Here is a 24,500-nt window from a genome sequence, read left to right as displayed (position 1 = left end):
TTGGGGCTCAATCCATCTTCAAAATGATCTTGCCGAAGATCTGGCGCGATTCCATCCGCTCCAGCGCCCGGTCGATATCGCTGAAGCTGACCTCGGTGTCGATGACGGGATGCACGAGCCCGCGGCCCATCTTCTGCATCGCATCGGCCATGTTCTCCATGCGGCAGCCGAAGGAGCCGAAGAGCTTCAGCTGCTGCTGGAACAGCATCATCAGGTTCATCTCCGTGGAAACACCCGAGGTCGAGCCGCAGGTGACGAGCCGCCCGCCGCGCTTCATGCAGAGCATCGAGCCTGCCCAGGTATCCTTGCCGACATGTTCGAAGACGACGTCGACGCCCTTCTTCTTGGTGAGCTTGCGCACCACGCCCTCGAAGCGGTCGGTGCGGTAGTTGATGACGTGATCGGCGCCGAGAGCCTTGGCCTTTTCGATCTTGTCGTCCGAACCAACCGTGGTGATGACAGTGCAGCCGATCTTCTTGGCCAGCTGGATCGCCGCCGTGCCGATACCCGAGCCGCCGGCGTGGACGAGGATCGTCTCGCCGGGCTCGAGCCTGGCATTGTCGAACAGCATGTGCTCGACGGTGCCGAAGGTGACGGGCGCAAGTGCAGCACCGATCGCATCGACACCGGGAGGAGCCGGCACGAGCAGCCGCGCGGGAAGGTTGACCTTCTCCTGCGCGAAGCCGTCGAGATGGAAGCCGTGCACGCCGGAGACATGTTCGCAGAGATTGTCGCGGCCTTCGCGGCAGGGGCGGCAGAGACCGCAGGTGCGCGCGCCGTAGATCGAGACGAGCTGGCCCGGCAGCACATTGGCGACACCCGCGCCGATCGCTTCCACGACGCCGGAAGCCTCGGCACCGATGACCAGCGGCATCTTGCGCTTGGCGAAAGCCATGCCGCGCCAGCCCCAGACGTCGATATGGTTGAGCGCCACCGCCTTGACGCGCAGCGTCACCTCACCGGCGGCAGGCGCATCCGGTTCCGGCAGGTCGGTGATCTCAAGCTTGCGGTCATCGATCAGTTGCAAAGCGCGCATGATTTATAGTTCTTTCTTCTACGTGGATCGTCGTCATGCTCGGGCTTGTCCCGAGCATCTGCCAGCGGTCATTGAGTGATGCAAGTAGATCCTCGGGACAAGCCCGAGGATGACGTTAAAAACCACTTCGTCCCAAAATCAAGGAGGGTCTCTAAGCCGGTTCGAGCGCCATGACAAGGCTGGCATTCTGCCCGCCGAAGCCGAAGGAGTTGGAAAGCACGGCGGAAACCTGCGCTTGCCGCTTTTTGTTCGGCACGACATCGAGAACGATCGACGGATCGGGATTGGTATAGTTGATCGTCGGCGGCAGCGTGCCTGTCAGCATCGTCTGCAGCGAGAACACCGCCTCGACTGCGCCCGCCGCCGTCAGCGTATGGCCGATCATCGACTTGTTCGAGGAAACCGGGATGCCGGCGATCCGTTCGCCGAAGACGGCCGACATCGCCCCATATTCCATCTTGTCGTTCTCGGGCGTCGACGTGCCATGGGCATTGATATAGCCGATGCCGCTCTCGTCGATGCCGGCATCGGCAAGGGCCGCGCGGATCGTCGCGATCGCCGGTCCGCCATCCGGCGACGACCGCGTGCGGTGGAAGCTGTCGGCCTTGTCGCCGGCGCCCTTCATGATGCCGAGCACCTTGGCGCCGCGGGCGACCGCCGCTTCCAGCGATTCCAGCACCAGGGTCGCCGCACCTTCGGCGATGACGAAGCCATCGCGATCCTTGCTGAACGGCTTGGAGGCCTTGGTCGGCGGATCGTTCTGCGTCGAAAGAGCCGAGAGCAGCGAGAAACGGATCAGCGCTTCGGCGCTCAAAGAGCCGTCGGTTGCAACCGTCAGGGCGCGGGTCGTCCGGCCCTGGCGGATCGCCTCGATGCCGAGCTGGATCGCCGTGACGCCGGAAGCACAGGCCGTCGACAGCGTGACGGGAAGGCCGCGTGTGCCGAACCGGTCGGCAAGCCGCTCGGAAATAGCGCCGAACAGGGCCGCCTCATGGAAGGCCGGGTCCGGCCGCTGGCGCAGCGCCGTCAGGAAACGCTCATAGGCGTCGCCGGGACGCTCGGAGGCCGGCGAACGGTCGGCAAGTTCGAAACGCGCGCTCCATTCCGGCTCGATCGGCGGGGCGGCGAGGAACAGCGGGCCGTTGAAATCGCCGGAAAGGCCGGCATCGGCAAGCGCCTCGATCGTCGTTTCGCGGGCGAAGGCGTAGGAGCGCTCGACGGCATTCGGGGCCGGGATGCTGATAAAATCAACGGTGCCGGCGATCCGCGTCGACAGTCCCTCGGTCGGGAAACGATTGATCTCGTGAATACCCGACGTGCCTGACGAAAGCGCTGCCCAGTTATCGCTGAGACCCTGACCGAGGGAGGTGATGATACCCATTCCGGTCACGGCCACGATAGGGCGGCCGAGATGATCCCTGTAAGCGGAAGCTGTCATATCTTTCACTCCTCACGCATTTGCGGAAAGGACGGCGACGCCCTCGCCGCGCTGGTGTCCGACCGCGGTCACGACGGCGGCGGTGGCGCCTGCCCGCATCGGCGCCTCATGGGCGGCATCGAAGGGCGGAACCTTGGCCTTGCCGTCGACGGCAAGTGCTGCAAGCGCCAGACCCAGCGTGAACTGCGTTTCGATCGTATGGCCGGTGACGCCGCCGAAGCCGCGGATGGCGGCCCCCGGTAGCTGGTGTTCGAGCACCGCCCGCTCGCGGGCGGCAAGGTCGTGCATGCCGGTCGAGCCGGAAAAAATCGCCGTGCTTTCGGCGGCAAGCTCGGCGGCGGGTGCTAAAAGCCGCTCCAACCGGACCTCGAGATTGCCGGCATTGCGGTTGCCGCGGTCGCCCTCGACCGCGTCGATGACGGCATAGATGTGAGCGCCGCGCGCTTCCGCATGCTGGCGCGATTCCATCACCAGGAAGGCGCCGGCCGAACCGGTGATCATCCCGCCGCCGTCGCTTGATTTGCGTGACCAGAGCGGCACCCAGTCGCCGCGTGCATGAGCGCCGATCGCTTCGGTGAGCAGGATCATATCAGGCCGCTCCGCCGCAAAGGCGCCGCCAACAAGCGCATGCGAGGATTCACCCGATTTGATACGGTAGAAGGCGGTCTCGACGGCTGAAATGCCTGCCGCTTCCTCGCCCATGAAGGTGCGCGACGAACCGGTGACCTTGTGCACGATCGAGATATTGCCTGCGAGCAGGTTGGAAAGCTGGGCGAGGAACAGCGTCGGCCTGAGCTCCGTCGTCAGCTTCTCGTTCAGCAGCAATTCGCGGTCGTTGCGCTTCAGCGCCTCGTCGACGATCAGCGTATCGACATTGATGTCGCGCTCGCCGCCGCCGGCCGCCACGATCATGTCCATCGTGCCGCAGGCCTCGAGATCGTCCTTAAAGCCGGCATCGTCGAGTGCCAAGCCGGCGGTGAAGACGCCGATGCGCTGCCAGTTTTCCATCTGGCGCTGGTCGCCGCGCTTGGCGATCTGCTGCGACCAGTCGATCTCGGGCAGCGGATGCACCGGATAGGGCTTGAACTTCTCGGTTTCGACGATCGCCTTCGGAGCTTTGTCGGCCTGGAGAAGGGCGATATGCGCATCCTTGCCGACGCCCTGACAGGTGACGATGCCGATGCCCGAGATGACGACGTCGTTTGCAGCCTTGCTCATCCAATCACTCCCTGCGCCGCGATCGCTTCGAGAAGCCCGATCTCGCCGGCACGTTTTTTCACGATATCGCCGAGCGGCACCTCGGAAAACGGCATAGTGCGAAGCTTTAGCTGCGCATCGCAGACCTTCTTGCCGGCGCTGGTGATTTTAGCCTTGGTAACCGCGAAACCCGAACCGTCGTGTTCGAGCACCGCCTCGATATCGAGCACGGCTTCCGGCTCGACGAAGGTGCGCATCTTGGCGCCATCGACCGTCATCAGGAAGGGCATGGCGGCAAAATTGGTGACGGCAAGCACCAGCATGCCGGAGGCCTGCGCCATGGTCTCGATCAAAAGCACACCGGGAACGAGCGGCATGCCGGGAAAATGACCCTCGAAGACAGGGCTCTTGGCCGGCACGACGGATCGCGCCTTCAGCGTGCCCTTCTTCAGGTCCACCGCTTCGACGCGGTCAATCATCTGGAAATATTCCAGCAGCATTCGGATCCTCCGGCCCGACAGGCCAGATCCGCCCGCCGGTGACGCCTAGTTAGGAACGAAACCGCCCGGCCGCCATAGTCAGGCGGCAGGGCGGTCAAAAAAGACGATTATGTCCTCAGGCCTTGGCTGCTTTAAGCTCGTCGATCTTGGCACAGAGGTTCTTCAGCACGAAATATTCTTCGGTGGAAACCTTGCCCTCGTTGACTTCCTGCGTCCACTTTTCGAGCGGAATCTTGATGCCGAATTCCTTGTCGATCGCAAAGACGATGTCGAGGAAATCGAGGCTGTCGATACCGAGGTCGTCGATCGTATGGCTCTCCGGCGTGATCGTCGCGCGGTCGATCTCGCTGGTTTCTGCAATAATGTCGGCAACTTTATCGAATGTAGCGGTCACGCGCTGTACCTCATGAAATGACGATTTAAATCCCCTCATAGGCAAATCCATTTCAAAAGCCAATGCTTTCGTCCGGGCGTTGCGGCAATTTGGCGATCGGGTGTTGCCTAAACAGCAATGGAATGCAGGCCGTTGCAATCACCCGAGGCGCGGCGATGCCGCTGCAGCCCCCTGCGCCGGCGGCGTAAACAAGCCGTCCGAATCGAAGCCGCATACGGTCTCGCCTCGGCGCGAGCGCCCTTCCCGGCCGGAGCCGCAAGCACGGACAGTTGATCTGGATCAAATCGCAAGCCCGGCGAATTTGATAATCATCAAGCGGCGCGGGAAGAGATCGGGATATCCGAACCCGCAATCGCGGCGTCATCGTCTCGGAAGCGTCAGCCATGCCTCTCGGCATGCTGGCCATGCCCGGGCATGCCAGGATTTCGAAGGGATCAGGAGATGGACGTCGCACGCCGTGAGGTTTCCGAGGCCGGCACGCCTGTCGCTTGCCGTTCCTGCCAGGCGCGGCACGGCGTCGTCTGCGGCGCCTTGTCGAGCAGCCAGCTGCGAGAACTCGGCCGCCACTCGCTGCGCCGCAAAATCGATGCCGGCTCAGAGATCGTCGCTCAGGGGTCGGAAAGCTCTTTCTATTCGAACATCATGCGCGGGGTGGTGAAGCTCTGCAAGGTGATGCCGGACGGCCGCCAGCAGATCGTCGGCCTGCAATTCGCCCCCGATTTCGTCGGCAGGCCCTTCATGCGCGAAAGCACGCTGTCGGCCGAGGCTGCGACCGATGCGGAGATCTGCGTCTTCCCCCGCAATCTACTCGACCGCATGATATTGGAGACGCCGAAACTGCAGCGCAGCCTGCACGGTCAGGCGCTGAAGGAACTGGATGCCGCGCGCGAATGGATGCTGACGCTCGGCCGGCGCACCGCCGAGGAGAAGGTCGCAAGCCTGCTCTACCTCATCGCCACGCACGCCGAGCCGGAAACGGCCACCAGCACCGCCTTCGACCTACCGCTATCGCGCGCCGAGATCGCCGATTTTCTCGGGCTGACGATCGAAACCGTCAGCCGCCAGTTGACCCGGCTGCGCAAGAGCGGCGTCATCCGCATCGAGAACATCCGGCATATCGTCGTCCCCGATATGGATGAACTGGAAAAGAAAATCAGCGCGTAATCACCACACGGGTATTGGCAAGGCCGGCCTGGCGCGCCAGCGAGAAGAACTCGGCGGCATTGTCGGGATGCAGGCGGACGCAGCCATGCGAGGCTGGCCGGCCCAGGCGCTTCAGGTCGAAGGTGGCGTGAACGGCGTAACCACCGTTGAAGAACACCGCATAGGGCATCGGCGCATTGTCGTATTTCCGGGAACGGTGGTCGCGTGACAACCACTTGGCGCTCCACGAACCGGTCGGCGTGACATAGCCGTTGCGCGCGGTCGAAACCTTCCAGCGATACTTGACGAAGCCGTTCTCGGTGACGGTCATCGTCTGCTTGCCGATGCTGATATTGGCGACCAGCGTCGCCGCCTCGGCGGCAACAGGAGAAAACTGCAGCAATAAACTTGCGGCCGCGGCCGCTAAAATCGTCTTCATGATAACCCCTCTTCGCACCCGCGCAGTTTAATTGCGCCCTCACGATAGAGAGACTACGGCAATACTTTCTATATTGCTTTAATCCGAATGGTAATCACAATTTTAACACGTTTCAGCCGGAAGCGCCGCCGCAAGACAGCGGCCCGCCTCACTGGAGCTTGCGTGGCGCCGCAGGCCGGTTGAGCCGCTGGTAAGCCTTGTTCATCTTCTCGCGGATGGAGGCCATCGTGCCGAGATTATGACCGCAGGCGGCACAGGTGATGATATCCGTCTCGCGGATCTCCGGCCGCTCGAACTTCATCTTGGTGCTCTTGCACTTCGGGCACGGTAATTCAACCTGAACTGTCATCGCTCTGCTTCCGGTCTGATGAGATACGAGGCGCTTCGCATAAACGTTTGAGCCGGAGCTGTCCACTGGGGCATAGACGCAGTGCGTGGCACCCTACAAAAAACACAGAAACAACCCGAAGATCAGGCCGGTCAGCACCATGCAACTGGCATAAAACACCGACACGCCGTCCTCGATGTCGCCGGCGGTGGCGACGTCGCGGCCGGCATTGTTGATCATCGGCTCCGTCACGACGACACCACCATAGATGCGCGGGCCGGCGAGCTGGACGTTGAGGGCACCAGCCATTGCCGCCTCCGGCCGGCCGGAATTCGGCGAGCGGTGCAGGCCGCCGTCGCGCACCGCCACCCGGATCGCCTCGCGGCAGGGGCTCATGCCGCGTCGGATCCAGGCGCCGGCGGCGATCAGCAGGATGGAGAGCCGCGCGGCCGGCCAGTTGGCGATATCGTCCAGCCGGGCCGCGGCCCAGCCGAAATCGATGTATTTTTCCGACCTGTGGCCGATCATCGAATCCGCCGTGTTCAGCATCTTATAGGCGAGCAGGCCCGGCAGGCCAAAGACCGCATAGCAGATGGCCGGCGCCACGACGCCGTCGGAGAAATTTTCCGCAAGGCTTTCGATCGCCGCGCGGCAGACGGCCGGCTCGTCGAGCGTCTCCGGATCGCGCCCGACGATGCGGGAGACGGCGTTCCGGCCGCCGGCCAGCCCCTCGCCGCGCAAGGCCGCAGCGACGGCTGCGACATGATCGGCAAGACTCTTCTGCGCCAGAAAGATCGCCACCAGCCCGGCCTCCAGCACGAGGCCGGCAAGGCCGAAGAGCGCGAAGAACCGGTCGAACACGAGCCCTGCGGCGATCGACAGCAGAAGCAGCGCCACGATCGCCACGACGCCGTTCATCCGGCGCTGGGTGCCCGTAAGACTTGAGGGATTGAGCTGCTGGTCGGCGTAAGAGATCGCCGCGCCGAAAATGACAACAGGATGCGGCATGCGCGACCACAGCCATTGCGGATCGCCGGCGATCCGGTCGAGCAGCAGCGCCAGAAGCAGTACCAGAAGGTTTTCGTCGATCGTCATCGCTCAAATCCCTGAAGGGCTTCGCCAAGCCGCCTGTCCGCCGCCGGATCCGGCGTCAGGCCGAAACGCAGCCAATCCGGCGCATAATCGAACTTGCGGACGAGAATATGATGCCGGCAAAGATGCGTGTAAATGTCGCTCGCCCTGCTATCGGCGACAAGGGTGAACAACGCCGTTCCTCCCCTGATCCGCAACCCGGTGGCATTCAGCGTCGCCTGCAGGGCGGCGCTGCGTTCATCGAGAGAGTGGCGGATCGCAGACATGTCCGAGCGCAGCAGCGAGGCGGCGAGCGACAGCGCCGGGCCGGAGACCGCCCAAGGGCCGAGCCAGTTCTCGAAACGGGCGAGAATATCCTCGCGCGCAACCGCAAAACCGAGCCGCAGGCCGGCAAGCCCGAAAAACTTGCCGAAGGAGCGGAAGACGATCAGGTTGGGAAGCTCCTGCGCGCGGGCAGCGAGGCTAAGCGCCGGATCGGTATCACCGAAGGCCTCATCGACGACGAGAAGTCCACCTGCCGCCGTCATCCTGTCGTGCAGGGCAATCAGCATTTCCACTGGCCAGACCCTGCCGTCCGGATTGTTCGGATTGACGACGACGGCCAGCCGATGCTCGCCCCCGATTTCGGCGACATCGCCGACCGCATCGACGGCAAAACCGGCCGATGTAAAGGCGCGCGCATATTCGCCATAGGTCGGCGACACCACGGCGATACGATCGTCCGTCACGACAACCTGCCTGTCCTGCGAAAGCAGGCGCGGCAGAAGCTGGATCACCGATTGCGTTCCGGGCACCGGCAGCGGCAGGATCTCTCCGCTGCCATAATGAGAGCGGGCCGCGAACCTCGCCTCGTCGAAGAGATGCCTGTCCGGCAGTCGGTGCCATGCCCCTGGCGGAATGTCAGGCAGGGCAACGGGGCACGGATTGATGCCGGTGGAAAGGTCGAGCCAGTCTTCCGGCCTGCCGCCGAAGGCGGCGGCAGCGGCGGTGATGCCACCGCCATGGACGATGGGCGCGCTCATACGGCCGCTCTCGCAAGATCGATCAGGTGCATATAGGATCCCGCCACCTGGCCACGTCGGAGCCCGACAGTGCCGAGATCAGTTCCCAGCGCATCTTGCGCGGCAAACAGCCGCTTTCCTTCACCCTCGGAGACAACGGTGGAATAGTGGAATTCATGTGCCGTCATTGTCCGCGCGAAGAAGGCCCCGTCGAGCGGCGTCACGCGGCGATAGCCGAGATGGCGCCGGCGCTCGGCATAGCTGGTGACCACAGGCAGCAGCCCAAGCATTTCGTGGCGCTTGCCCGCCGCATCGATCAACCCATCGCCCAGCACCATGTATCCGCCGCACTCGCCGTAGATCCTAATGCCGCGCGCCGCCGCATCGAGCATGCCGGCACGGAAATTCTGCGCTTGCGAGAGCCGCTCGGCATGCAGCTCGGGATAACCGCCCGGCAGATAGATCGCATCGGCGTCGCCGGCCGGCGCCTCATCGGCGAGCGGCGAGAAGAAGGATATAGCAGCCCCGCGGCGGCGCCACCCAAGCAGCATATGCTCATAGGAAAAGGCGAAGGCGACATCGCGCGCCACGGCGATGCGGGCGCCCAACGGCATCAGCCGATCGATATTGGCAGCCGACGGCCGGTTGAGCCCCTGCCTTGCAATGCGCAGCAGGAATTCGAAATTGCACTTCTGGGACACGGCATCCGCCGCGTGATCGATGAAATTCTCAAGGGTCGCGTGCTCGCCGGCCTGGACGAGACCGAGATGACGCTCCGGCAGGGAAAGCGCCTTGTCGCTGCCGATCATGGCGACAACAGGCATGCGGATCGCTTCGAGCGCCTGACGCAGCATCGCCTCATGCCGCTCGCTGCCGACCTTGTTGAGGATGATGCCGGCAACACGGACATCGGCGCGGAAGCCGGCAAAGCCCGATACCAGTGGCGCCACCGATTGCGACATGCGCGAGGCGTCGACGACGAGCACCACGGAAAGACCGAGCTGGGCGGCAAGATCGGCCGCCGTTCCCCTTCCGTCGGCCGCTCCGTCGAACAGACCCATCATCGCCTCGACGACCAGGATGCGGTCGCCGGAGCGGTGAAGGGCTGAATTGGCCGAGATCAGTTCCGGGCGCATCGCCCAGGGATCGAAATTCAGGCAGGGCGTGCCGCTCGCTGCCGCATGGAAGGCGGGATCGATGTAATCGGGGCCGGCCTTGCCGGGCGCGACCGCCACGCCGCGCCGGCGAAGCGCTCTCAATAGCCCGAGCGTTACCGTCGTCTTGCCGGCGCCGGAGGAAGGGGCTGCGATCAGGAGGCCGCTCATATCAGCACCTTGCCGGCCTGGCGGAACGGATCGGGCTGCAGGCGCCGGCCGGCGAGCGCACCGAGCCAGTCGAGCGAAGCTCTGAGCCGCACCACCTCACCGACAACGACCACCGCCGGCGGCTCGAAGCCGGAGGCGGCGATGGCTTCGGACGCCTCCCCCAGCGTCGTTTCCAGCACCTGTTGCCGGCCGGTGGCGGCATTGCAGACGAAGGCGACCGGTTCGGTCGGCGGCCGGCCGGCGGCGATGAGATTGGCGCTGATCTCGGCGATATGTTTCATCGCCATATACATGACGATCACGGGCGAGCCCCGGCCGATCGCATCCCAGTCGATCCTGTCGGGTACGATGCCGGAGGAATCATGGCCGGTGAGGAAGGTGACGGCGTGGTTGATGTCGCGATGCGTCACCGGAATGCCGGCATAGGCGAGCCCGCCGATGCCGGCGGTGATGCCGGGCACGATGCGGAAGGGGATATTGTGCTCGACCAGCATCAGCGCTTCCTCGCCGCCGCGGCCGAAGACGAAAGGATCGCCGCCTTTCAGCCGCAGCACCCGCTTGCCGGCGCGCGCCAGCTCCACCAGCCGCAGCGAAATGTCGCGCTGTTTTGCCGAAGGCTTGCCGCCGCGTTTTCCCGCATATTCCACCACCGCTTCCGGCCGCGCCAGCGCCAGGCATTCCTCGTTGACCAGCGCGTCGTGCACGATGACGTCGGCCTGGGAAAGCCCCTTGGCGGCAAGCAGGGTCAGGAGGCCTGGATCGCCGGGACCGGCGCCAACGAGCCAGACGCTGCCCGGCTCCAGCGCCGGAAGATGGGAGAGTTGGCTATTCAGCATTTTGTTGATCTAGGCCCCGGAAAGGCCAAGGTCAACGCCGCGCGCCCCGCCTCACTTGAAGTTGCTGAGATGACCGTGACTCACTTTGCGAGGAAGCGGATTCGAATTCTCGAAAAACCCGAATAACAATATGAATATATTATCATATGGTCGCGAAGGCCGGCCGCAATGCAGCCGGCCTCCCAAGCGTCAAGCGGTAAGCAGCGTGTCGCGGATGAGATCGATGACCTTCCCCGATTCGATGCCGGTGCAGACGACCTGGCTGGGCAGGCCATCCCAGTCGCCCGGCGGGAAACGGCGGCCGTCCGGCTTGACGATGGTCTGACCGTCGGCAACGCCGCCGCAGACGACGCGCACCGCGCCCGATATCGACGAAAACAGCTCCGGCGCCACGACATAGACCGAGGCGCAGCTGTCATGCACCATCATGCCGTCTTCGACCGCATGCTTGTAGAAATCGATATAGGACTGCGACAGCGCGTCGAGCAGCTTCACCGCCCCGTCGCCCCTGGCTGCCATCTCGCCGAGATAGCTGCGGCTCATCGTGGTGATCGAGGTGACGTCAAGGCCGATGACGACGACCTTCCAGGGCGCGGTCATGACGATGTCGGCGGCTTCGGGGTCGCCATGGATATTAGCTTCCGCGACCGGCGAGACATTGCCCGGCACATAGAAGTTGCCGCCCATGATGACGACGTCCTTGACCAGGCTCGCAATCTCCGGATCGTCCTTGAGCGCCCGCGCCAGATTGGTCATCCGCCCGACGGCGACGAGGCGCACTTCGCCCGGATGGGCGCGGACCATATCGATGATGAAACGATGCGCCGGGCGTGGATCGAGCGGCAGGTCGATCGTCCCGGGCACTTCGATATCGCCGAGGCCGTTCTCGCCATGCACCATGGCCGGCCATTCCCGCTCGGCGCGCGAGGGGTCGATGGTGACGCTGGCGCCCTTGGCGACGGGTGCCGGAATATTCCATTCGCGCTTGAGGAAGAGCGCATTGCGCGTCGTCGTCTCCACCGAGGCATTGCCGAAAACCGTGGTGATGCCGATCAGATCGATTTCGGGATGGCGATGCAGGAAAAGAAGCGCCATAGCGTCGTCGACGCCCGGGTCCGTGTCATAAATGACCTTGTGCATGATATGTCCTCTAGATGTGAATCGCGAGGCTGCCGGACGGCGCCGCGAATTGCCGCCACCATAACGCCCGTCAGGCTTTCTGCAACCCGCGGCTGGCAATCGCCGCCGTCGCATGGGCGGATTTGATCTTGCCGAGCAGCAGTTCCGCATCCGGGCCAATGGCCGCCAGTGCCGCAGATTCCGCCACGCCATGGCAGCCGACGCGGGCAAAGACGATCGAGGAGGGATTTTTAAGCCGCGGCGTTTCCTCTTCCAGCCGCGGCGCCTCGAAGAACATCGCCGGCACTGAGAAATGCGCGGCAACAGCAAGGATTGCCGGCTCATGCCTGCGGCTGTCGATGGAAGCGATGGCAGCAAGCTCCGCTCCGCCGCTACCGGCCGCCTCAAGCGCCGCGATGGCCAATGCCAGCACTTCGGCCGGCGCAGTCCCGCGCTCGCAGCCGAGCCCGAGCACATGGCGCCGTGCCGTGTCGAAGGGAATGTCGTTCATGGAAGCCGCCGAATGCGCTCTGCTGTGTCTCAGAAGATGATGCCGTCGGAAAACCGCTCCTGCTTTTCGGCATCATGCTCTGGCAGCCATTGCAGCTTGAGACGGGAAATGCAACAAAGCCATCCGAAAGTCCCTCCGGAATACCGTCTTGCCTGACATTGCCCTTCATCTGCTTCTGCTGCTCTGCGCGGCGGCCTTCTTTGCCGGTTTCGTCGATTCGATTGCCGGCGGCGGCGGCCTCATCACCGTTCCCGCCATGCTGATCGCCGGCATTCCGCCGCTGCAGACACTCGGCACCAACAAAGTGCAATCGATCTTCGGCGCGGCCTCGGCAACGCTCGCCTATGCCCGCAAGGGCCATGTGCAGCTTCACGAACAGCTGCCGATGGCGCTGATGGCGGTCATGGGTGGGGCGCTCGGCGCTGCCCTTGCCACGATCGTGCCCGGACAGGTGCTGCAAGCGATCATGCCGGTGCTGCTGCTGTCGATCGCGATCTTCTTTGCCGTCAAACCGAACCTCAACGACGTCGACACCCATCGCCGCATCACGCCCTTCGCCTTCGGCCTGACGCTGGTCCCGGCCATCGGCCTCTATGACGGGGTCTTCGGTCCTGGCACTGGTTCCTTCTTCATGCTCGCCTTCGTCACACTCGCCGGCTTCGGCGTGCTGAAGGCAACCGCCCATACCAAGCTTCTCAATCTCGGCTCGAATTTCGGCGCGCTGATCGTCTTCGCAAGTTTCGGCGCGATCCTCTGGAAGATCGGCCTGTTGATGGGTGCCTGCCAGTTCCTCGGCGCGCAGCTCGGTTCGCGGCTTGCCATGCGCATCGGCTCGAAGCTGATCAAGCCGCTGCTCGTCATCGTCTGCGTCGCCCTTGCGGTAAAGCTGCTCGCCGATCCGGCAAATCCGCTGCGCGTCTGGCTCGGCGTCTAGCCGCCGAACCTAATCTCGTCCATCGTCGTCGAACGCCTCAGAACTCCACCCCCGGCTGACCCTTGATGCCGGAGCGGAAGGGATGCTTGACCAGCTCCATTTCGGTCACCAGATCGGCGATCTCGATCAGTTCCTCCTTGGCGTTGCGCCCCGTCAGCACGACATGCGTCATCGCAGGCTTCTCGCTCTTCAGGAAGGCGATGACCTCGTTGATGTCGAGATAATCGTAGCGCAGCGCGATATTGATTTCGTCGAGGAGCACCATGGAATTGCGCTCGTCGCGGATCAGTTCCTTGGCCTTTTCCCAGGCGGCCGAAGCCGCGGCGACGTCGCGGGCGCGGTCCTGCGTTTCCCAGGTGAACCCCTCGCCCATCGTGTGGAACTGGCAGAGATCGGAGAAATGCGTCTCGATCAGGTCGCGTTCGCCGGTCCACATCGCGCCCTTGATGAACTGCACGACGGCCGATGGTTTGCCGTGGGCGATGTGGCGGAAGATCATGCCGAAGGCAGCGGATGATTTGCCCTTGCCCTTGCCGGTGTGGACGATGATCAGTCCCTTCCCGTCGGTCTTGGTTGCCATGATCTTGTCGCGCGCGGCCTTCTTCTTCGCCATCTTCTCGGCATGGCGCGCATCGTCCTTGCCCGTTGCGTTGTCCGGGATCTCGTCGCTCATCGGTTCACCTCATTCTGTTGTTGGCGGCCAGGTCGAACCGGGCCGAATTGCTGCGCGGCGTCCAGAGGCCGCGGTCGATCGCCTCGCATAGCCGCGCTGTCATCTCGTCGAATGCCGCCGGATTCTTCTCCACCATGAAATCGCGCACAGTCGGATCGATGACGAAAGCCTGGTAGACCGCCTCGAAATGATGGGCGCCGACCGCGCCCGTCGTCGCCGCGAAAGCGAAGAGATAATCGACGGTGGCGGCGATCTCGGCCGCGCCCTTATAGCCGTGGCGGATGACGCCCGATATCCATTTCGGATTGACGACACGCCCGCGCACGACGCGGCCGATCTCCTCCTCCAGCGAACGGATCACCGGCTTTTCCGGTCTCGAATGATCATTGTGATAGATCGAGGGACGCGCGCCGGTCAGATGTTCGGCCGCCGCCGCCATGCCGCCCTCGAACTGGTAATAGTCGTCGCTGTCGAGCAGGTCGTGCTCGCGATTGTCCTGGTTCTGAACGACGGCCTGCACCGAGCGCAGCCGCTCCTCGAACAGCCCGCGTTCGGCCTTGCCCTCCTCGCCGGCGCCATAGGCATAGCTGCCCCAGACGAGATAGGCCTCGGCGAGATCGGCGCGCCGCTCCCAGCCCTTTTCGTCGATCAGCGCCTGCAATCCGGCACCATAAGCGCCGGGCTTCGAGCCGAAGACCCGGTAGCCGGCCCGGCGTTTCGCCGAGGCGGCGTCGAGACCGGCCGCAGCAAGTCTTGCCGCTTCGCCGCGCATGCGCGCCGCTATCGGATTGTCGGTCTCGTCCTCTTCAAGCGCGCCAACAGCGCGGATCGCCTTATCGAACAAGGCGATCTGCTCGGGAAAAGCGTCGCGAAAGAAGCCGGAGATTCTGAGCGTCACGTCGACACGCGGCCGCCCAAGCACGGCCTGCGGTATGATCTCATAGCCGGTGACGCGGCGTGAACTCATGTCCCAGAGCGGCTTGACGCCGATGAGCGCCAGCGCCTGGGCGATATCGTCGCCGCCGGTGCGCATGTTCGACGTGCCCCAGGCGGTCAGCCCGAAGGTATCGGGCCATTCACCATGATCCTGCACATAGCGGCGCACCAGCAGCTCGGCGGATTTTTTTCCGAGTTCGTAAGCCGCCGGCGTCGGCACGGCGCGGCTATCGACCGAATAGAAATTTCGGCCGGTAGGCAGCACATCGGGTCGCCCGCGCGTCGGCGCGCCGGAGGGGCCAGGGGCCACGAAGCGGCCGTCGAGGCCGGCAAGCAGGCCCGATATCTCAGCCGGGCCGCAGGCAAGGATCGAAGGCTTGAGACGGGTCTCGATCTCGGAAAGCACCAATCTGGTTTGGGACCAGAGAGTCGGGCATTCCATCTCACCGGCAACGAACTTCGCCGCCAGCAGCTCGATGCGCTCGACAGTGTCTCCGTTGGTGCGCCAGGGGGCGTCGAGGAGGTCTGCGAGGATGGCGGGACGTGGGCCGGTCCAGAGGGCGGCCATGTCGCAGTCGAGGGGGTCGAATGTGGGAGCTACAGGCACGCCGCCCACCCCCACATCCCCCGCAATCGCCCGCTGCAAACTCGCATCCCCGCCCTCGCCCAGACCACGCGGCACCCGCGCCAACGCCACGGTCAAATCGGTCAGCAGCCGCCCCTCCGGCGAAACGCCGAACACATGCAGTCCATCGCGAATCTGCATTTCCTTGAGGTCGCAGAGATAGGCGTCGAGCTTCTTCAGCGCTTCGCCTTCGCTTTCGCCGCTGACGATGCCGGCATCCCGGTCGAGGCCGATATCGGTGACGAGATCGAGGATCTGCCGGCTGAGCAGGCGAATGCGGCGGGGATCGCCGCCGGATGCCTCGTAGTATTCGTCGACCAGCGCTTCCAGATCCTTGAGCGGCCCGTAGCTCTCGGCCCGCGTCAAAGGCGGCGTCAGGTGATCGATGATGACGGCGGCAGTCCGGCGCTTGGCCTGCGTGCCCTCGCCCGGATCGTTGACGATGAAGGGATAAAGATGCGGCAGCGGCCCGAGGATCGCCTCGGGATAACACGCGTCCGACAGCGCCAGCGCCTTGCCCGGCAGCCATTCGAGGTTGCCGTGTTTGCCCATGTGGATGACGGCGTCGGCGCCGAACTCGCGCCGCAGAAAAGCATAGAAGGCGAGATAACCGTGCGGCGGCACGAGATCCGGCGAATGATAACTCTCCTTCGGATCGATATTATAGCCGCGCGCCGGCTGAATGCCGACCAGAACGCCGCCGAAACGGGCGAAAGGCAGGGCGAACACGCCCTCGCGAAAATACGGATCGTTCTCGGGATCGCCCCAACGGCCTCTCACCTCATCCTGAATCTTGTTGGGAAGAGACGCCAGGAAACTGTTGTAACGACTCAGGGATAACGTCTCGCGGATGACGCGGCCGTCATGTCCCGAATTGGTCGGCCCTTGCATCAGATGCCGGATCAGCGCATCGCCATCGGCTGGAATGTCGGCGAGCGGATAATCCGCTGCCGCCATCGCCCGTAGCACCTCGACGCTGCCGGCCGGCGTATCGAGGCCGACCCCATTGCCGAGCCGGCCGTCGCGGTTCGGATAGTTCGCCATAATAAGCGCGATGCGCCGGTCGCGTGCCGGCGTGGCGCGCAGCCGCGCCCAGTTGGCGGCAAGTTGCGCGGTATACCCCACCCGGCCGGCGTCCGGTTCGCTGGAGACGATGTTGGTCTCGACGGCCGCGTCGTAACGCGCCGCCGTCTTGAAGGAGATCGCCCGCGCCAGCACGCGGCCGTCGACCTCGGGCAGCGCCACATTCATGCCGAGATCGCGCGCCGACAGGCCTTGCGAGGAGGCGGCCCATGCCTCCCGCGACGAGGCCGACAGGATGGCCTGCAGCACCACAGCCCCGTTCGCCTCCAGCACTGTCGGCTGCCGGTCGGCGCCGGGTGCGGAAACCGCAAAGCCGGTCGTGTTGATCACGACATCGGGTTTCACCGCGGCAAACACACTTTCGAGAATGCCGGTCGAGACGGGATCCTTCAGGCTGTAGGCAAAGACTGGCAGCGGCCTGAGGCCGAGCGCTTGCAAGGATTGGATCAGCGCTTCGATTGGCTGGGTTTCGCCGCTCTGCACGAGGGCTCGGTAGAAACTGATCGCGACGATAGGGGAAACCGTAGGTTCGAATCCCCCCTCTTCCGTCGAGCTTGGGTTACCCCCCTCTGTCCTGCCGGACATCTCCCCCACAAGGGGGGGGATCGGCAAGACGCTAGGTCTCAACTCCACATCAGTTGCTTGGCGAAGCCTTAGCGCCCATCCGATCTCCCCCCTCGTGGGGGAGATGTCCGGCAGGACAGAGGGGGGTGCCACAACCTCAGAAGACGAAGAAGACATACTAGCGGCAACCCGCCGCCACTCATCGACCCCGATCAGCCCCCGCCCCGGCCACCAGATGCCGGCCTTCATCAGAGGCACCGCCGGCGCCGGCTTCTCCGCACCCGACAGCATCGCCCCGGCATAATCGAGAAAGGCGCGCGCATTGGCATCACCGCCCTCGATCAGATAGGCCCAGAGCGCATCGAGATCATCGGAGGCGATGTTCGAAAACGGCGCCAGCCCTGCATCCGGCCTGGAGTCACCCGGCAGCACCGCAATCAGCGTGCCATTGCGGGCTGCACACGCATGCAGCGCCTCCAGCGCATAGCGGAAATAGCTGGCGCCGCCGAGCGCACGTACGACGATGAGCCTGGCGTGTCGCGCCGTGCGCTCGACATAGGTATCGACCGACATCGGGTGCTTGAGGCTCATCAGGCTGGCGAGCCGCAGCGAATGCGGTCCACCACGCGCTTGATGGGCGGCCGCGACCGCCGCAAGCTCGCTGTCGGCAGCCGACAGGAACAGGATATCGCCCGGCGTCTGCCCGAGGTCGATCGCCTCCTCGCCGTCGCTGATCGTTCCCTGCTGGGCCAGAAGCAGATGCATGGGGTTACGCCAGCGCCTCGATCGCTATCCGCACAGCATCCTGATCCATTTCGTGCAGGCCGATAACAACGAGACGCGTGGCGCGCTTTTCACCAGGCGTCCAGGCGCGGTCGAAATAGTGGTCGATGCGGCTGCCGACGGCCTGAAGCTGTAGGCGCATCGGCTTGCCTGAAACGTCGACGAACCCCTTGAGGCGCAGCACGTCATGGGCTGATATGATGGCCTCCAGCGCCTCGACGAAGCCGGCAATGTCGGCGACTGCGCCGAGTTCGACGACGAAGCTGTCGAATTCGTCGTGGTCGTGCGCCACACCGTCCTCATGCTCCAGCTCGTGGTGCGACTTGCGGTTGGCGATATCGTCCTCCGTGCCGATGCCGAGGCCGAGCAGGATGCCGGCCGGCACCTCGCCGTTCCTCGCCTCGATCATCGCAGGCTTTCGTGCGGTGCGGGAGGCGACCTCATCACGCACCCGGCCGAGTCCGGCCACGTCGATCAGGTCGGTCTTGTTGAGTACGATCAGATCGGCGCAGGTGAGCTGATCCTCGAACAACTCCTCGATCGGGCTCTCGTGATCAAGCGATTCATCTGCGCCGCGTGCCGCCTCGACCGCATCGTGATCGTCGGCGAAACGGCCGGCGGCGACAGCGGCGCTGTCGACCACCGTGATGACGCCGTCGACGGTCACCTGGGTGCGAATGTCAGGCCAGTTGAAAGCCGCAACCAGCGGCTGCGGCAAGGCAAGGCCCGAGGTTTCGATGACGATATGGTCGGGGCGCTGTTCGCGTTCGAGCAGTTTCGTCATCGTCGGAATGAAGTCGTCGGCGACCGTGCAGCAGATGCAGCCATTGGTCAGCTCGATAATGTCGTCTTCCGTGCAATTCTCCGCGCCGCAGCCCTTCAGCACGTCGCCGTCGACGCCGAGATCGCCGAATTCGTTGATGATGAGCGCGATCTTCTTGCCGCCCGCGTTAGTGAGCAGGTTGCGGATCATCGTCGTCTTGCCGGCACCGAGGAAGCCGGTGATGACGGTTGCGGGAATCTTCTGCTGGTTCATGGATTTAACCCTTCATTTTCAGCGGCAGGCCTGCCGCGATGAAATAGACTTCGGCGGCCTTCGCCGCGATCATCTGGTGGAGACGGCCGGCATGATCGCGAAAATCCCGCGCCATGCGATTGTCGGGCACGATGCCAAGGCCGACCTCGTTGGAAACGAAAACGAGCCGCGCCTTTACGCGCGGCAGAAAATCGGCGAGTGCTGCAAATTCCCCCGCCATCTCGCGCCCCTCCATCATCAGATTGGTAACCCAGAGCGTCAGGCAGTCGATCAGCACGATACGCCCCTCGCCGTCGATGGCGGCGAGCGCGCCGACAAGATCGAGCGGTTCCTCATGTGTGGTCCAAGACGGACCGCGATCGGCCCTGTGCTGGGCGATGCGTGCCTGCATCTCCTCGTCCCACGCCCGGCCGGTCGCGAGGTAGTGACGATCGAGGCCGGTCGACACGACAAGAGATTCGGCGAAGCGGGATTTGCCGGAGCGTGCGCCGCCGAGGATGAAGGTGGTGTTCGAGAGAGCCGTCGTCATGCGCAAGCGCTCCCGCTAGAGAGGGCGCGGCGGTGCCACATCCCCCTTCTCCCCAGCGGGGAGAAGGTGCCGGCAGGCGGTTGAGGGGGTGAGCGGCAAAGCCGCGAATGCACTGAGCGCAAGCGAAGGGCAAAATGACGGAGGTGCCGTGCGGCCCCCTCATCCGACCCTTCGGGCCACCTTCTCCCCGCGGGGGAGAAGGTGAGATCGCAGCGTCGCACCGCACGAGGCAGCGCCGAATTCAATCGTACAGCCAAAACAACCTCCGTGCTGGCAGCGGGTCTCTTGCCCAGGGTTGGGCTTCTCGCCCGGCACGAATGGCAGGTCTCCTGGCTCACGGTTGTCGGCCGCGATCGGGGCAGACCGGAATCCGGTCGCCCCTGATCGTGCCAGCGAATCTGCCTCGCCTTCCCGGCTGCATCGGAGAAGAGGTGGACGATTCGTAGAAATAGAGGCGTCCGACCCCGGTTGATCACCATGCATGTCCAGTGGCTTTTCCGGCATGTCGCCCGTCCCGCCCGCCTGCACCATTGCAGACTGCCGGCCGAAAGGGCTCGATGCCGGATGGAAGACCCTGACCGCTCTACAGTCGCGGGGTCGGCTGTGATGAAGGCGCCCGGTGTGGGTCCACCCCGTCACATTCCCTTTTCATCCGGAATGGCGTAACACCGATCCGGAACCATCCGTTATATCCTAGGATGGTTAGGCAAGCTCAGGGGTGAAGTCAACCGGCCGATACGATCGGGAACGGCCAGCCAGTCGGCGCAACGCTCGCAACACGACTTACTCTACCTAAAACATCGTCATTTATCAGATACTTACGTCATAAATATTTGACCCGGGCGCCAGCTTTTCGCCGCAATTACATCGCAAGCGGTCTGCGCCATCGCCCTTGACCGGGCCTCCTCCTGCCTAGTTGTCTTGCCATGCTTATGAAATTGGATCGGCGCCGGTTCCGGGCGCTGCGTGTTTTCTTTGATCCGGGGCGGCTGCGGGCGCTGACGCGACGCAGCGAAGTCGGCCTGTCGCTGGCGGGCGCCGTCGTCGGCATCGCCTCGGGGCTTGCCGTCACCGGCATGAGCTTCGTCTCCAACGAACTGCATCAGCTGGTCTTCGGCATACCAGACAGTGAAAGGCTGAGCTCGTCGGTGATCGACGACAAGATGCTGCTGTTGACCGCCCCCGTCATCGGCGGCATTCTGCTCGGACTGTTGCTCTTCGTGTTGGCCAAACGCCGCAAGAAACCGATGGTCGACCCGATCGAGGCCAATGCCCTGCATGGCGGCCGCCTGTCCTTGACCGACAGCGTTATCGTCGCCGTGCAGAACCTGATCTCCAACGGCTTCGGCGCCTCCGTCGGCCTGGAAGCCGGCTATACCCAGCTTGCCGCCGGCCTTGCCTCGAAATTCGGCCTGAAGCTGCAGCTTCGCCGCTCGGATCTGCGCATCCTCGTCGGCTGCGGCGCGGCCGGCGCGATCGCCGCCGCCTTCAACGCGCCGCTGACCGGCGCCTTCTATGCCTTCGAGCTGATCATCGGCACCTATACGATTGTGTCGCTCACCCCGGTCGTCGTCTCCGCCCTCGTTTCCACTTTGATCGCAAGGCTGCTCGCCGAAGGCGATTTCACCATCGATATCGGCAGCTTCGGTTCGGTCGTGCCGGCCGATTATATCCCGGCGCTGCTGCTCGGCGTCTTCTGCGCCGGCGTCGGCATCCTGATCATGCAGGGCGTCTCCTTCGTCGAGGAACTGGCCCGTAAGAGCTCGATCGCCCCGCCCTTCCGTCCCGCGCTCGGCGGCATCGTCGTCGGGCTGCTGGCGATGATCTCTCCGCAAGTGCTTTCGGCCGGCCACGGCGCGCTGCATCTCAACCTCTCGCGCGAGGTAGCGATCCCGGCGCTGATCGGCCTCTTCCTGTTGAAATCCTTGGCCTCGGCGATATCGATCGGCTCCGGCTTCAGGGGCGGCCTGTTCTTCGCCTCGCTGTTCATGGGCGCCCTGCTCGGCAAGCTCTTTGCCTATTGCGGCCCCTATTTCGCCGCTGCGACGCTGACGCCCGTCATCTATGCCGTGGTCGGCATGAGTTCGCTTGCCGTCGCCGTCATCGGCGGACCGCTGACGATGACATTCCTGGCGCTCGAAATCACCGGCGATTTCCCGATCACCGTGCTGGTGCTCGCCGCCGTCATCACCTCCTCGCTCGTCGTGCGCTCGACCTTCGGCTATTCCTTCGCCACATGGCGCTTCCATCTGCGCGGCGAAAGCATCCGCAGCGCCCACGACGTCGGCTGGATCCGCAACCTGACGGTGGACAAGCTAATGCGCGCCGACGTCAAGACGGCAAAAGCGGGCATTTCACTGGAGGAATTCAAGCAGGCCTTCCCGATCGGCTCGGCCCAGCGCGTCATCCTCGTCGAGGAGAGCGACAAATATGCCGGCCTCGTGCTGGTGCCGGAGATTTACGCCAACCCGACCGACACCCAGGACGAGGGCAAGACGCTGGCCGATTTCATCCACTACCGGAACGATTTCCTGCAGCCGCAGATGAATGCCAGGCAGGCGGCGGCGATCTTCGACAAGAGCGAAAGCGAAGCGCTCGCCGTCGTCAACAACCTGATCGAACGCAAGGTGATCGGCCAGCTCAGCGAAAGTTATACGCTACGCCGCTACAGCGAAGAACTAGACCGCCGCCGCCGCGAGGTCTCAGGCGAGATCTGATCCCATCGCTTGCGCCGCCGCTACCCCGCGTCGGCGAGCTTGAACACGTCGGCCCGCTTCGAAACCCCGCGCAATGCGAACGATCCGAGATACTCGCAAGCCACGGCACAGGTCGCCGCGAAACTGTCCGACAGCAGCAGGGGCTGCTCAAGCGTGCCGCAGAGCTTTTCCAGCCGCGAAGCCTCGTTGACGGCCCTGCCGATTACCGTGAAGTCGAGCCTGCCGTGGGCGCCGACATTTCCGTAGAAGACCTCGCCGAGATGCAGCACCACATCGACGCCGATATCGGGGCCTCCGTTGCATGTCCGCTCGCGATTGAGCTCTTCGTTGGCCTTCAGCAGATTCTGCGCCGAAGCCAATGCCGCCCTGCAGGCCTTTTGCGGGTCCTCTGCCTCGGTCGGAAAGATCGCCAGCACGCTGTCGCCCATGAATTTGAGGATCTCGCCGGAATTTTCCTCGACATGCCGGCCGATCAGCTCGAAATGCTCGTTGAGAAACCCGACGATCTCGGCTGGCTGATAAACCTCGGTCAAAGCCGTGAAATTGCGCAGGTCGGCCAGCAGGATGGCGGCATCGATGGAGCCGCCCATTCCCCTGCGGGTTTCGCCGGCAAGGATGCGCGCGCTCGTCCTGGCGCCGGTATAGACTGCGAGAATGTCGCTCGCGGTCTTCGAAACCGCCACGCGGTAAGCCGCCAGCCCGAGCGCTGGGAACAGCGCCGCAACGATCGCCAGTTGATCGTCGGAAAATCCGCCCGGCGCATCGCTCGTCAGCGAGAAGCCAAGTCCGCGCAGCGCGACTTCCTTCGGGAATTCGAAAAGGCTGATCACGTGATCCGTGCCCCCGCAAAGCGCGAATTCGTTCAGCTCGGTATAATCGAGACCCTCCCCGTTCGCCAAATTCCATCGCCCCGTTCTTTCGCCGCGGCTCAAAAGGTAGAAGATCGGCGTCTTCTCGAAGTCACGCTCCGTCTCGCTGCCGTGCTCGGCATTTTCAAGGACGGTCTCACCGCCCCGCATGAAATTGGCAGCGACGCCGCGATACATGGGATGCAGGGACGGCATTCTGATACTCGCCCGCCAGATCGGAAACCCGTCCGCAATCAGCCGCTCGCATAGGCCGGAAACGAGGTCGCCAATATGCTCGCTGGTGATTCCCTGCTCTATAATCCATTGAATATGGTCGCTAATTTTCGAACCTCCACATGAGCCGGCGCAATCTTATGACGGCAAATCGGGCAAATGGGCGGCGATGCCGAACCGGGCTGCCGCCATATCAATTGATAGTCGCCCCCCGTCGATATTTCCAGCCGTCGATGACGGCTCACATCCTGACTGTCATGCCACCGTCGACAGTCAGCACGTGGCCGTTGACGAAGGAAGCGGCGCCGCTTGCAAGAAACAGCGCCGCGCCGGCAATCTCGTCCGGGCGTCCCCAGCGTTGGACCGGGATGCGTTGGCGTACGAAGGGCATCAGTTCCTCGTTCGCTGCCATCGCCGCGTTCGTCTCGGTGGCAAACCAGCCGGGCGCAATCGCGTTGCTGGTGATGCCATGCGGACCGAATTCGACCGCCATACCGCGCATCAGGCCGGTCAGACCCAGTTTTGCTGCGGGATAGACACAGTCACCGGGCATGACGACATGACCGCTGATAGATGTCACCGCGATCAGGCGGCCGTGATTGCGCCGCTTCATAAGCACGGCAGCGTCCCGCGAAAGCGTCATGGCGGCGGCCAGGTCGGTGCGCAGCAGTTCGATGATGGCATCATCATCGAATTCGGCCAGCGGCCGCCGGTCACGGGCGCCGACATTATTGATCAGAATGTCGAGACGGCCGTGAAGCCTTTCGATATCGGCCATCGCAGCACGCTGTGCCTCGCGGTCGGCGACGTCGAAGGCGACAGCCTCCGCTGTGCCGCCGGCGGCACGAATGATCCGGACTGCGTCTTCCAGCGTCGCCGCCGTGCGTCCGGTAACGATGACATGAGCACCGGCCTCTGCAAGGGCACGTGCCATCTCGAAACCCAGACCACGACCGCCGCCGGTCACGAGCGCCACCTGACCTGCCAGTGAAAATCTATCCAATACGCTCATGGTTTTCGTCGCTCTCGCCCGGATTCTCGTGGGGAGAATTAATGGACTCAGTCAACTAATTTGGCAAGTGCGGAAAGGCAGACGTTGGACGCAAATTGGTGCTCTGAGCATCTCTTCTTTCGATAGCGCCCACCTCTGATCAACCACACATATCGTAGGGGACCTCC

The 24,500-nt window shown here is 63.7% G+C and carries 22 protein-coding genes and 1 riboswitch; of the genes, 3 read left to right on the top strand and 19 right to left on the bottom strand.

All coding sequences use genetic code 11. The annotated features are described in order from the left end of the window. Positions 1-7: 7 nt before the first annotated feature. The 5 genes from BBJ66_RS19620 to BBJ66_RS19600 all read right to left on the bottom strand — a co-directional run bounded on the left by BBJ66_RS19620 (position 8) and on the right by BBJ66_RS19600 (position 4,565). Positions 8-1,036, bottom strand: a complete 1,029-nt coding sequence (locus BBJ66_RS19620; RefSeq protein WP_049731883.1) for a zinc-binding dehydrogenase — start codon at positions 1,034-1,036, stop codon at positions 8-10. A 151-nt stretch (positions 1,037-1,187) separates the two neighbouring features. Further along, positions 1,188-2,474 carry a beta-ketoacyl-ACP synthase gene (locus BBJ66_RS19615; RefSeq protein WP_071089065.1) on the bottom strand — a complete coding sequence of 429 codons (1,287 nt, stop codon included), beginning with the start codon at positions 2,472-2,474 and terminating at the stop codon, positions 1,188-1,190. Between the two features lie 12 nt (positions 2,475-2,486). Then, entirely contained in the window at positions 2,487-3,692 is a 1,206-nt protein-coding gene (locus tag BBJ66_RS19610; protein WP_071089063.1) for a beta-ketoacyl-ACP synthase, read from the bottom strand. After that, the gene (locus tag BBJ66_RS19605) at positions 3,689-4,171 is read right to left on the bottom strand and encodes a 3-hydroxyacyl-ACP dehydratase FabZ family protein (protein WP_049731880.1); all 483 of its coding nucleotides are present in this window, start codon (positions 4,169-4,171) and stop codon (positions 3,689-3,691) included. Before BBJ66_RS19605 ends, BBJ66_RS19610 begins: the two co-directional genes overlap by 4 nt. A 115-nt stretch (positions 4,172-4,286) precedes the next feature. Further along, complete coding sequence (locus BBJ66_RS19600) at positions 4,287-4,565, bottom strand: acyl carrier protein (RefSeq protein WP_003540486.1); 279 nt, start codon at positions 4,563-4,565, stop codon at positions 4,287-4,289. A 441-nt stretch (positions 4,566-5,006) separates the two neighbouring features. On the opposite strand from BBJ66_RS19600, the gene BBJ66_RS19595 reads away from it, so the two are divergent. Continuing rightward, entirely contained in the window at positions 5,007-5,729 is a 723-nt protein-coding gene (locus BBJ66_RS19595) for a Crp/Fnr family transcriptional regulator (RefSeq protein WP_071089061.1), read from the top strand. On the opposite strand, the gene BBJ66_RS19590 is transcribed toward BBJ66_RS19595, so the two are convergent. From BBJ66_RS19590 to BBJ66_RS19555, 8 genes are all read right to left on the bottom strand, one after another. Further along, positions 5,719-6,147, bottom strand: a complete 429-nt coding sequence (locus BBJ66_RS19590; RefSeq protein ID WP_049731878.1) for a L,D-transpeptidase — start codon at positions 6,145-6,147, stop codon at positions 5,719-5,721. The genes BBJ66_RS19595 and BBJ66_RS19590 overlap by 11 nt on opposite strands. 148 nt (positions 6,148-6,295) lie before the next feature. Further along, positions 6,296-6,496 carry an ECs_2282 family putative zinc-binding protein gene (locus BBJ66_RS19585; protein ID WP_049731877.1) on the bottom strand — a complete coding sequence of 67 codons (201 nt, stop codon included), beginning with the start codon at positions 6,494-6,496 and terminating at the stop codon, positions 6,296-6,298. A 93-nt stretch (positions 6,497-6,589) separates the two neighbouring features. Continuing rightward, positions 6,590-7,570: an adenosylcobinamide-phosphate synthase CbiB gene (cbiB, locus tag BBJ66_RS19580; RefSeq protein WP_071089059.1), complete on the bottom strand. Its 981-nt coding sequence runs from the start codon at positions 7,568-7,570 to the stop codon at positions 6,590-6,592. Further along, a complete protein-coding gene (cobD, locus tag BBJ66_RS19575; RefSeq protein WP_071089057.1) occupies positions 7,567-8,589 on the bottom strand; it encodes a threonine-phosphate decarboxylase CobD in 1,023 nt (340 codons plus the stop codon). The genes cbiB and cobD overlap by 4 nt, the downstream gene beginning before the upstream one ends. Beyond that, positions 8,586-9,893: a cobyrinate a,c-diamide synthase gene (locus tag BBJ66_RS19570; protein ID WP_071089055.1), complete on the bottom strand. Its 1,308-nt coding sequence runs from the start codon at positions 9,891-9,893 to the stop codon at positions 8,586-8,588. Before BBJ66_RS19570 ends, cobD begins: the two co-directional genes overlap by 4 nt. Next, entirely contained in the window at positions 9,890-10,729 is an 840-nt protein-coding gene (cobA, locus tag BBJ66_RS19565; protein WP_071089053.1) for a uroporphyrinogen-III C-methyltransferase, read from the bottom strand. The genes BBJ66_RS19570 and cobA overlap by 4 nt, the downstream gene beginning before the upstream one ends. 189 nt (positions 10,730-10,918) lie before the next feature. Then, complete coding sequence (locus tag BBJ66_RS19560; protein WP_071089050.1) at positions 10,919-11,869, bottom strand: nucleoside hydrolase; 951 nt, start codon at positions 11,867-11,869, stop codon at positions 10,919-10,921. A gap of 70 nt (positions 11,870-11,939) precedes the next feature. Continuing rightward, positions 11,940-12,359 (bottom strand): cobalamin biosynthesis protein, encoded by a 420-nt coding sequence (locus BBJ66_RS19555; protein WP_071089048.1) that lies wholly within the window; start codon positions 12,357-12,359, stop codon positions 11,940-11,942. A 148-nt stretch (positions 12,360-12,507) separates the two neighbouring features. Here BBJ66_RS19555 and BBJ66_RS19550 point away from each other — a divergent pair, with 148 nt between their 5' ends. Further along, positions 12,508-13,293 (top strand): TSUP family transporter, encoded by a 786-nt coding sequence (locus BBJ66_RS19550; protein WP_071089046.1) that lies wholly within the window; start codon positions 12,508-12,510, stop codon positions 13,291-13,293. Between the two features lie 37 nt (positions 13,294-13,330). Here BBJ66_RS19550 and cobO read toward each other — a convergent pair whose 3' ends face one another. Genes cobO through cobU form a run of 4 tightly spaced genes read right to left on the bottom strand, consistent with a single transcriptional unit; the run spans position 13,331 to position 19,522 of the window. Further along, entirely contained in the window at positions 13,331-13,966 is a 636-nt protein-coding gene (cobO, locus tag BBJ66_RS19545) for a cob(I)yrinic acid a,c-diamide adenosyltransferase (protein WP_049731869.1), read from the bottom strand. Positions 13,967-13,970: 4 nt separating this feature from the next. Then, entirely contained in the window at positions 13,971-17,939 is a 3,969-nt protein-coding gene (gene cobN / locus BBJ66_RS19540; RefSeq protein ID WP_071089045.1) for a cobaltochelatase subunit CobN, read from the bottom strand. Between the two features lie 4 nt (positions 17,940-17,943). Further along, positions 17,944-18,993 carry a cobalamin biosynthesis protein CobW gene (gene cobW / locus BBJ66_RS19535; protein WP_071089043.1) on the bottom strand — a complete coding sequence of 350 codons (1,050 nt, stop codon included), beginning with the start codon at positions 18,991-18,993 and terminating at the stop codon, positions 17,944-17,946. 4 nt (positions 18,994-18,997) lie between these two features. Next, positions 18,998-19,522 (bottom strand): bifunctional adenosylcobinamide kinase/adenosylcobinamide-phosphate guanylyltransferase, encoded by a 525-nt coding sequence (gene cobU / locus BBJ66_RS19530; protein ID WP_071089042.1) that lies wholly within the window; start codon positions 19,520-19,522, stop codon positions 18,998-19,000. 302 nt (positions 19,523-19,824) lie between these two features. Continuing rightward, positions 19,825-20,221: riboswitch (cobalamin riboswitch) on the bottom strand. 227 nt (positions 20,222-20,448) lie between these two features. On the opposite strand from cobU, the gene BBJ66_RS19525 reads away from it, so the two are divergent. After that, positions 20,449-22,239 (top strand): chloride channel protein, encoded by a 1,791-nt coding sequence (locus BBJ66_RS19525; RefSeq protein ID WP_071089040.1) that lies wholly within the window; start codon positions 20,449-20,451, stop codon positions 22,237-22,239. 20 nt (positions 22,240-22,259) lie between these two features. Here BBJ66_RS19525 and BBJ66_RS19520 read toward each other — a convergent pair whose 3' ends face one another. Both BBJ66_RS19520 and BBJ66_RS19515 read right to left on the bottom strand, forming a co-directional pair. After that, the gene (locus BBJ66_RS19520) at positions 22,260-23,345 is read right to left on the bottom strand and encodes an adenylate/guanylate cyclase domain-containing protein (RefSeq protein WP_071089038.1); all 1,086 of its coding nucleotides are present in this window, start codon (positions 23,343-23,345) and stop codon (positions 22,260-22,262) included. Between the two features lie 217 nt (positions 23,346-23,562). Then, positions 23,563-24,333: an SDR family oxidoreductase gene (locus tag BBJ66_RS19515; RefSeq protein ID WP_049731863.1), complete on the bottom strand. Its 771-nt coding sequence runs from the start codon at positions 24,331-24,333 to the stop codon at positions 23,563-23,565. Positions 24,334-24,500 lie beyond the last annotated feature (167 nt).

Origin of the sequence: Rhizobium sp. RSm-3 (assembly GCF_001854685.1) — a bacterium.
GTDB lineage: Bacteria > Pseudomonadota > Alphaproteobacteria > Rhizobiales > Rhizobiaceae > Rhizobium > Rhizobium ecuadorense.
This window is presented reverse-complemented; position numbering and strand designations above follow the sequence as displayed.

Bases quoted from the DNA above. Each gene is read 5' to 3' on its own strand.
- cobD (WP_071089057.1), bottom strand. From the start codon at position 8,589: ATGAGCGCGCCCATCGTCCATGGCGGTGGCATCACCGCCGCTGCCGCC.
- cobO (WP_049731869.1), bottom strand. From the start codon at position 13,966: ATGAGCGACGAGATCCCGGACAACGCAACGGGCAAGGACGATGCGCGC.
- cobN (WP_071089045.1), bottom strand. From the start codon at position 17,939: ATGCATCTGCTTCTGGCCCAGCAGGGAACGATCAGCGACGGCGAGGAG.
- BBJ66_RS19585 (WP_049731877.1), bottom strand. From the start codon at position 6,496: ATGACAGTTCAGGTTGAATTACCGTGCCCGAAGTGCAAGAGCACCAAG.
- BBJ66_RS19560 (WP_071089050.1), bottom strand. From the start codon at position 11,869: ATGCACAAGGTCATTTATGACACGGACCCGGGCGTCGACGACGCTATG.
- cbiB (WP_071089059.1), bottom strand. From the start codon at position 7,570: ATGACGATCGACGAAAACCTTCTGGTACTGCTTCTGGCGCTGCTGCTC.
- BBJ66_RS19615 (WP_071089065.1), bottom strand. From the start codon at position 2,474: ATGACAGCTTCCGCTTACAGGGATCATCTCGGCCGCCCTATCGTGGCC.
- BBJ66_RS19515 (WP_049731863.1), bottom strand. From the start codon at position 24,333: ATGAGCGTATTGGATAGATTTTCACTGGCAGGTCAGGTGGCGCTCGTG.
- BBJ66_RS19525 (WP_071089040.1), top strand. From the start codon at position 20,449: ATGCTTATGAAATTGGATCGGCGCCGGTTCCGGGCGCTGCGTGTTTTC.
- BBJ66_RS19590 (WP_049731878.1), bottom strand. From the start codon at position 6,147: ATGAAGACGATTTTAGCGGCCGCGGCCGCAAGTTTATTGCTGCAGTTT.
- cobU (WP_071089042.1), bottom strand. From the start codon at position 19,522: ATGACGACGGCTCTCTCGAACACCACCTTCATCCTCGGCGGCGCACGC.
- BBJ66_RS19620 (WP_049731883.1), bottom strand. From the start codon at position 1,036: ATGCGCGCTTTGCAACTGATCGATGACCGCAAGCTTGAGATCACCGAC.
- cobW (WP_071089043.1), bottom strand. From the start codon at position 18,993: ATGAACCAGCAGAAGATTCCCGCAACCGTCATCACCGGCTTCCTCGGT.
- cobA (WP_071089053.1), bottom strand. From the start codon at position 10,729: ATGCTGAATAGCCAACTCTCCCATCTTCCGGCGCTGGAGCCGGGCAGC.
- BBJ66_RS19605 (WP_049731880.1), bottom strand. From the start codon at position 4,171: ATGCTGCTGGAATATTTCCAGATGATTGACCGCGTCGAAGCGGTGGAC.
- BBJ66_RS19595 (WP_071089061.1), top strand. From the start codon at position 5,007: ATGGACGTCGCACGCCGTGAGGTTTCCGAGGCCGGCACGCCTGTCGCT.
- BBJ66_RS19555 (WP_071089048.1), bottom strand. From the start codon at position 12,359: ATGAACGACATTCCCTTCGACACGGCACGGCGCCATGTGCTCGGGCTC.
- BBJ66_RS19610 (WP_071089063.1), bottom strand. From the start codon at position 3,692: ATGAGCAAGGCTGCAAACGACGTCGTCATCTCGGGCATCGGCATCGTC.
- BBJ66_RS19570 (WP_071089055.1), bottom strand. From the start codon at position 9,893: ATGAGCGGCCTCCTGATCGCAGCCCCTTCCTCCGGCGCCGGCAAGACG.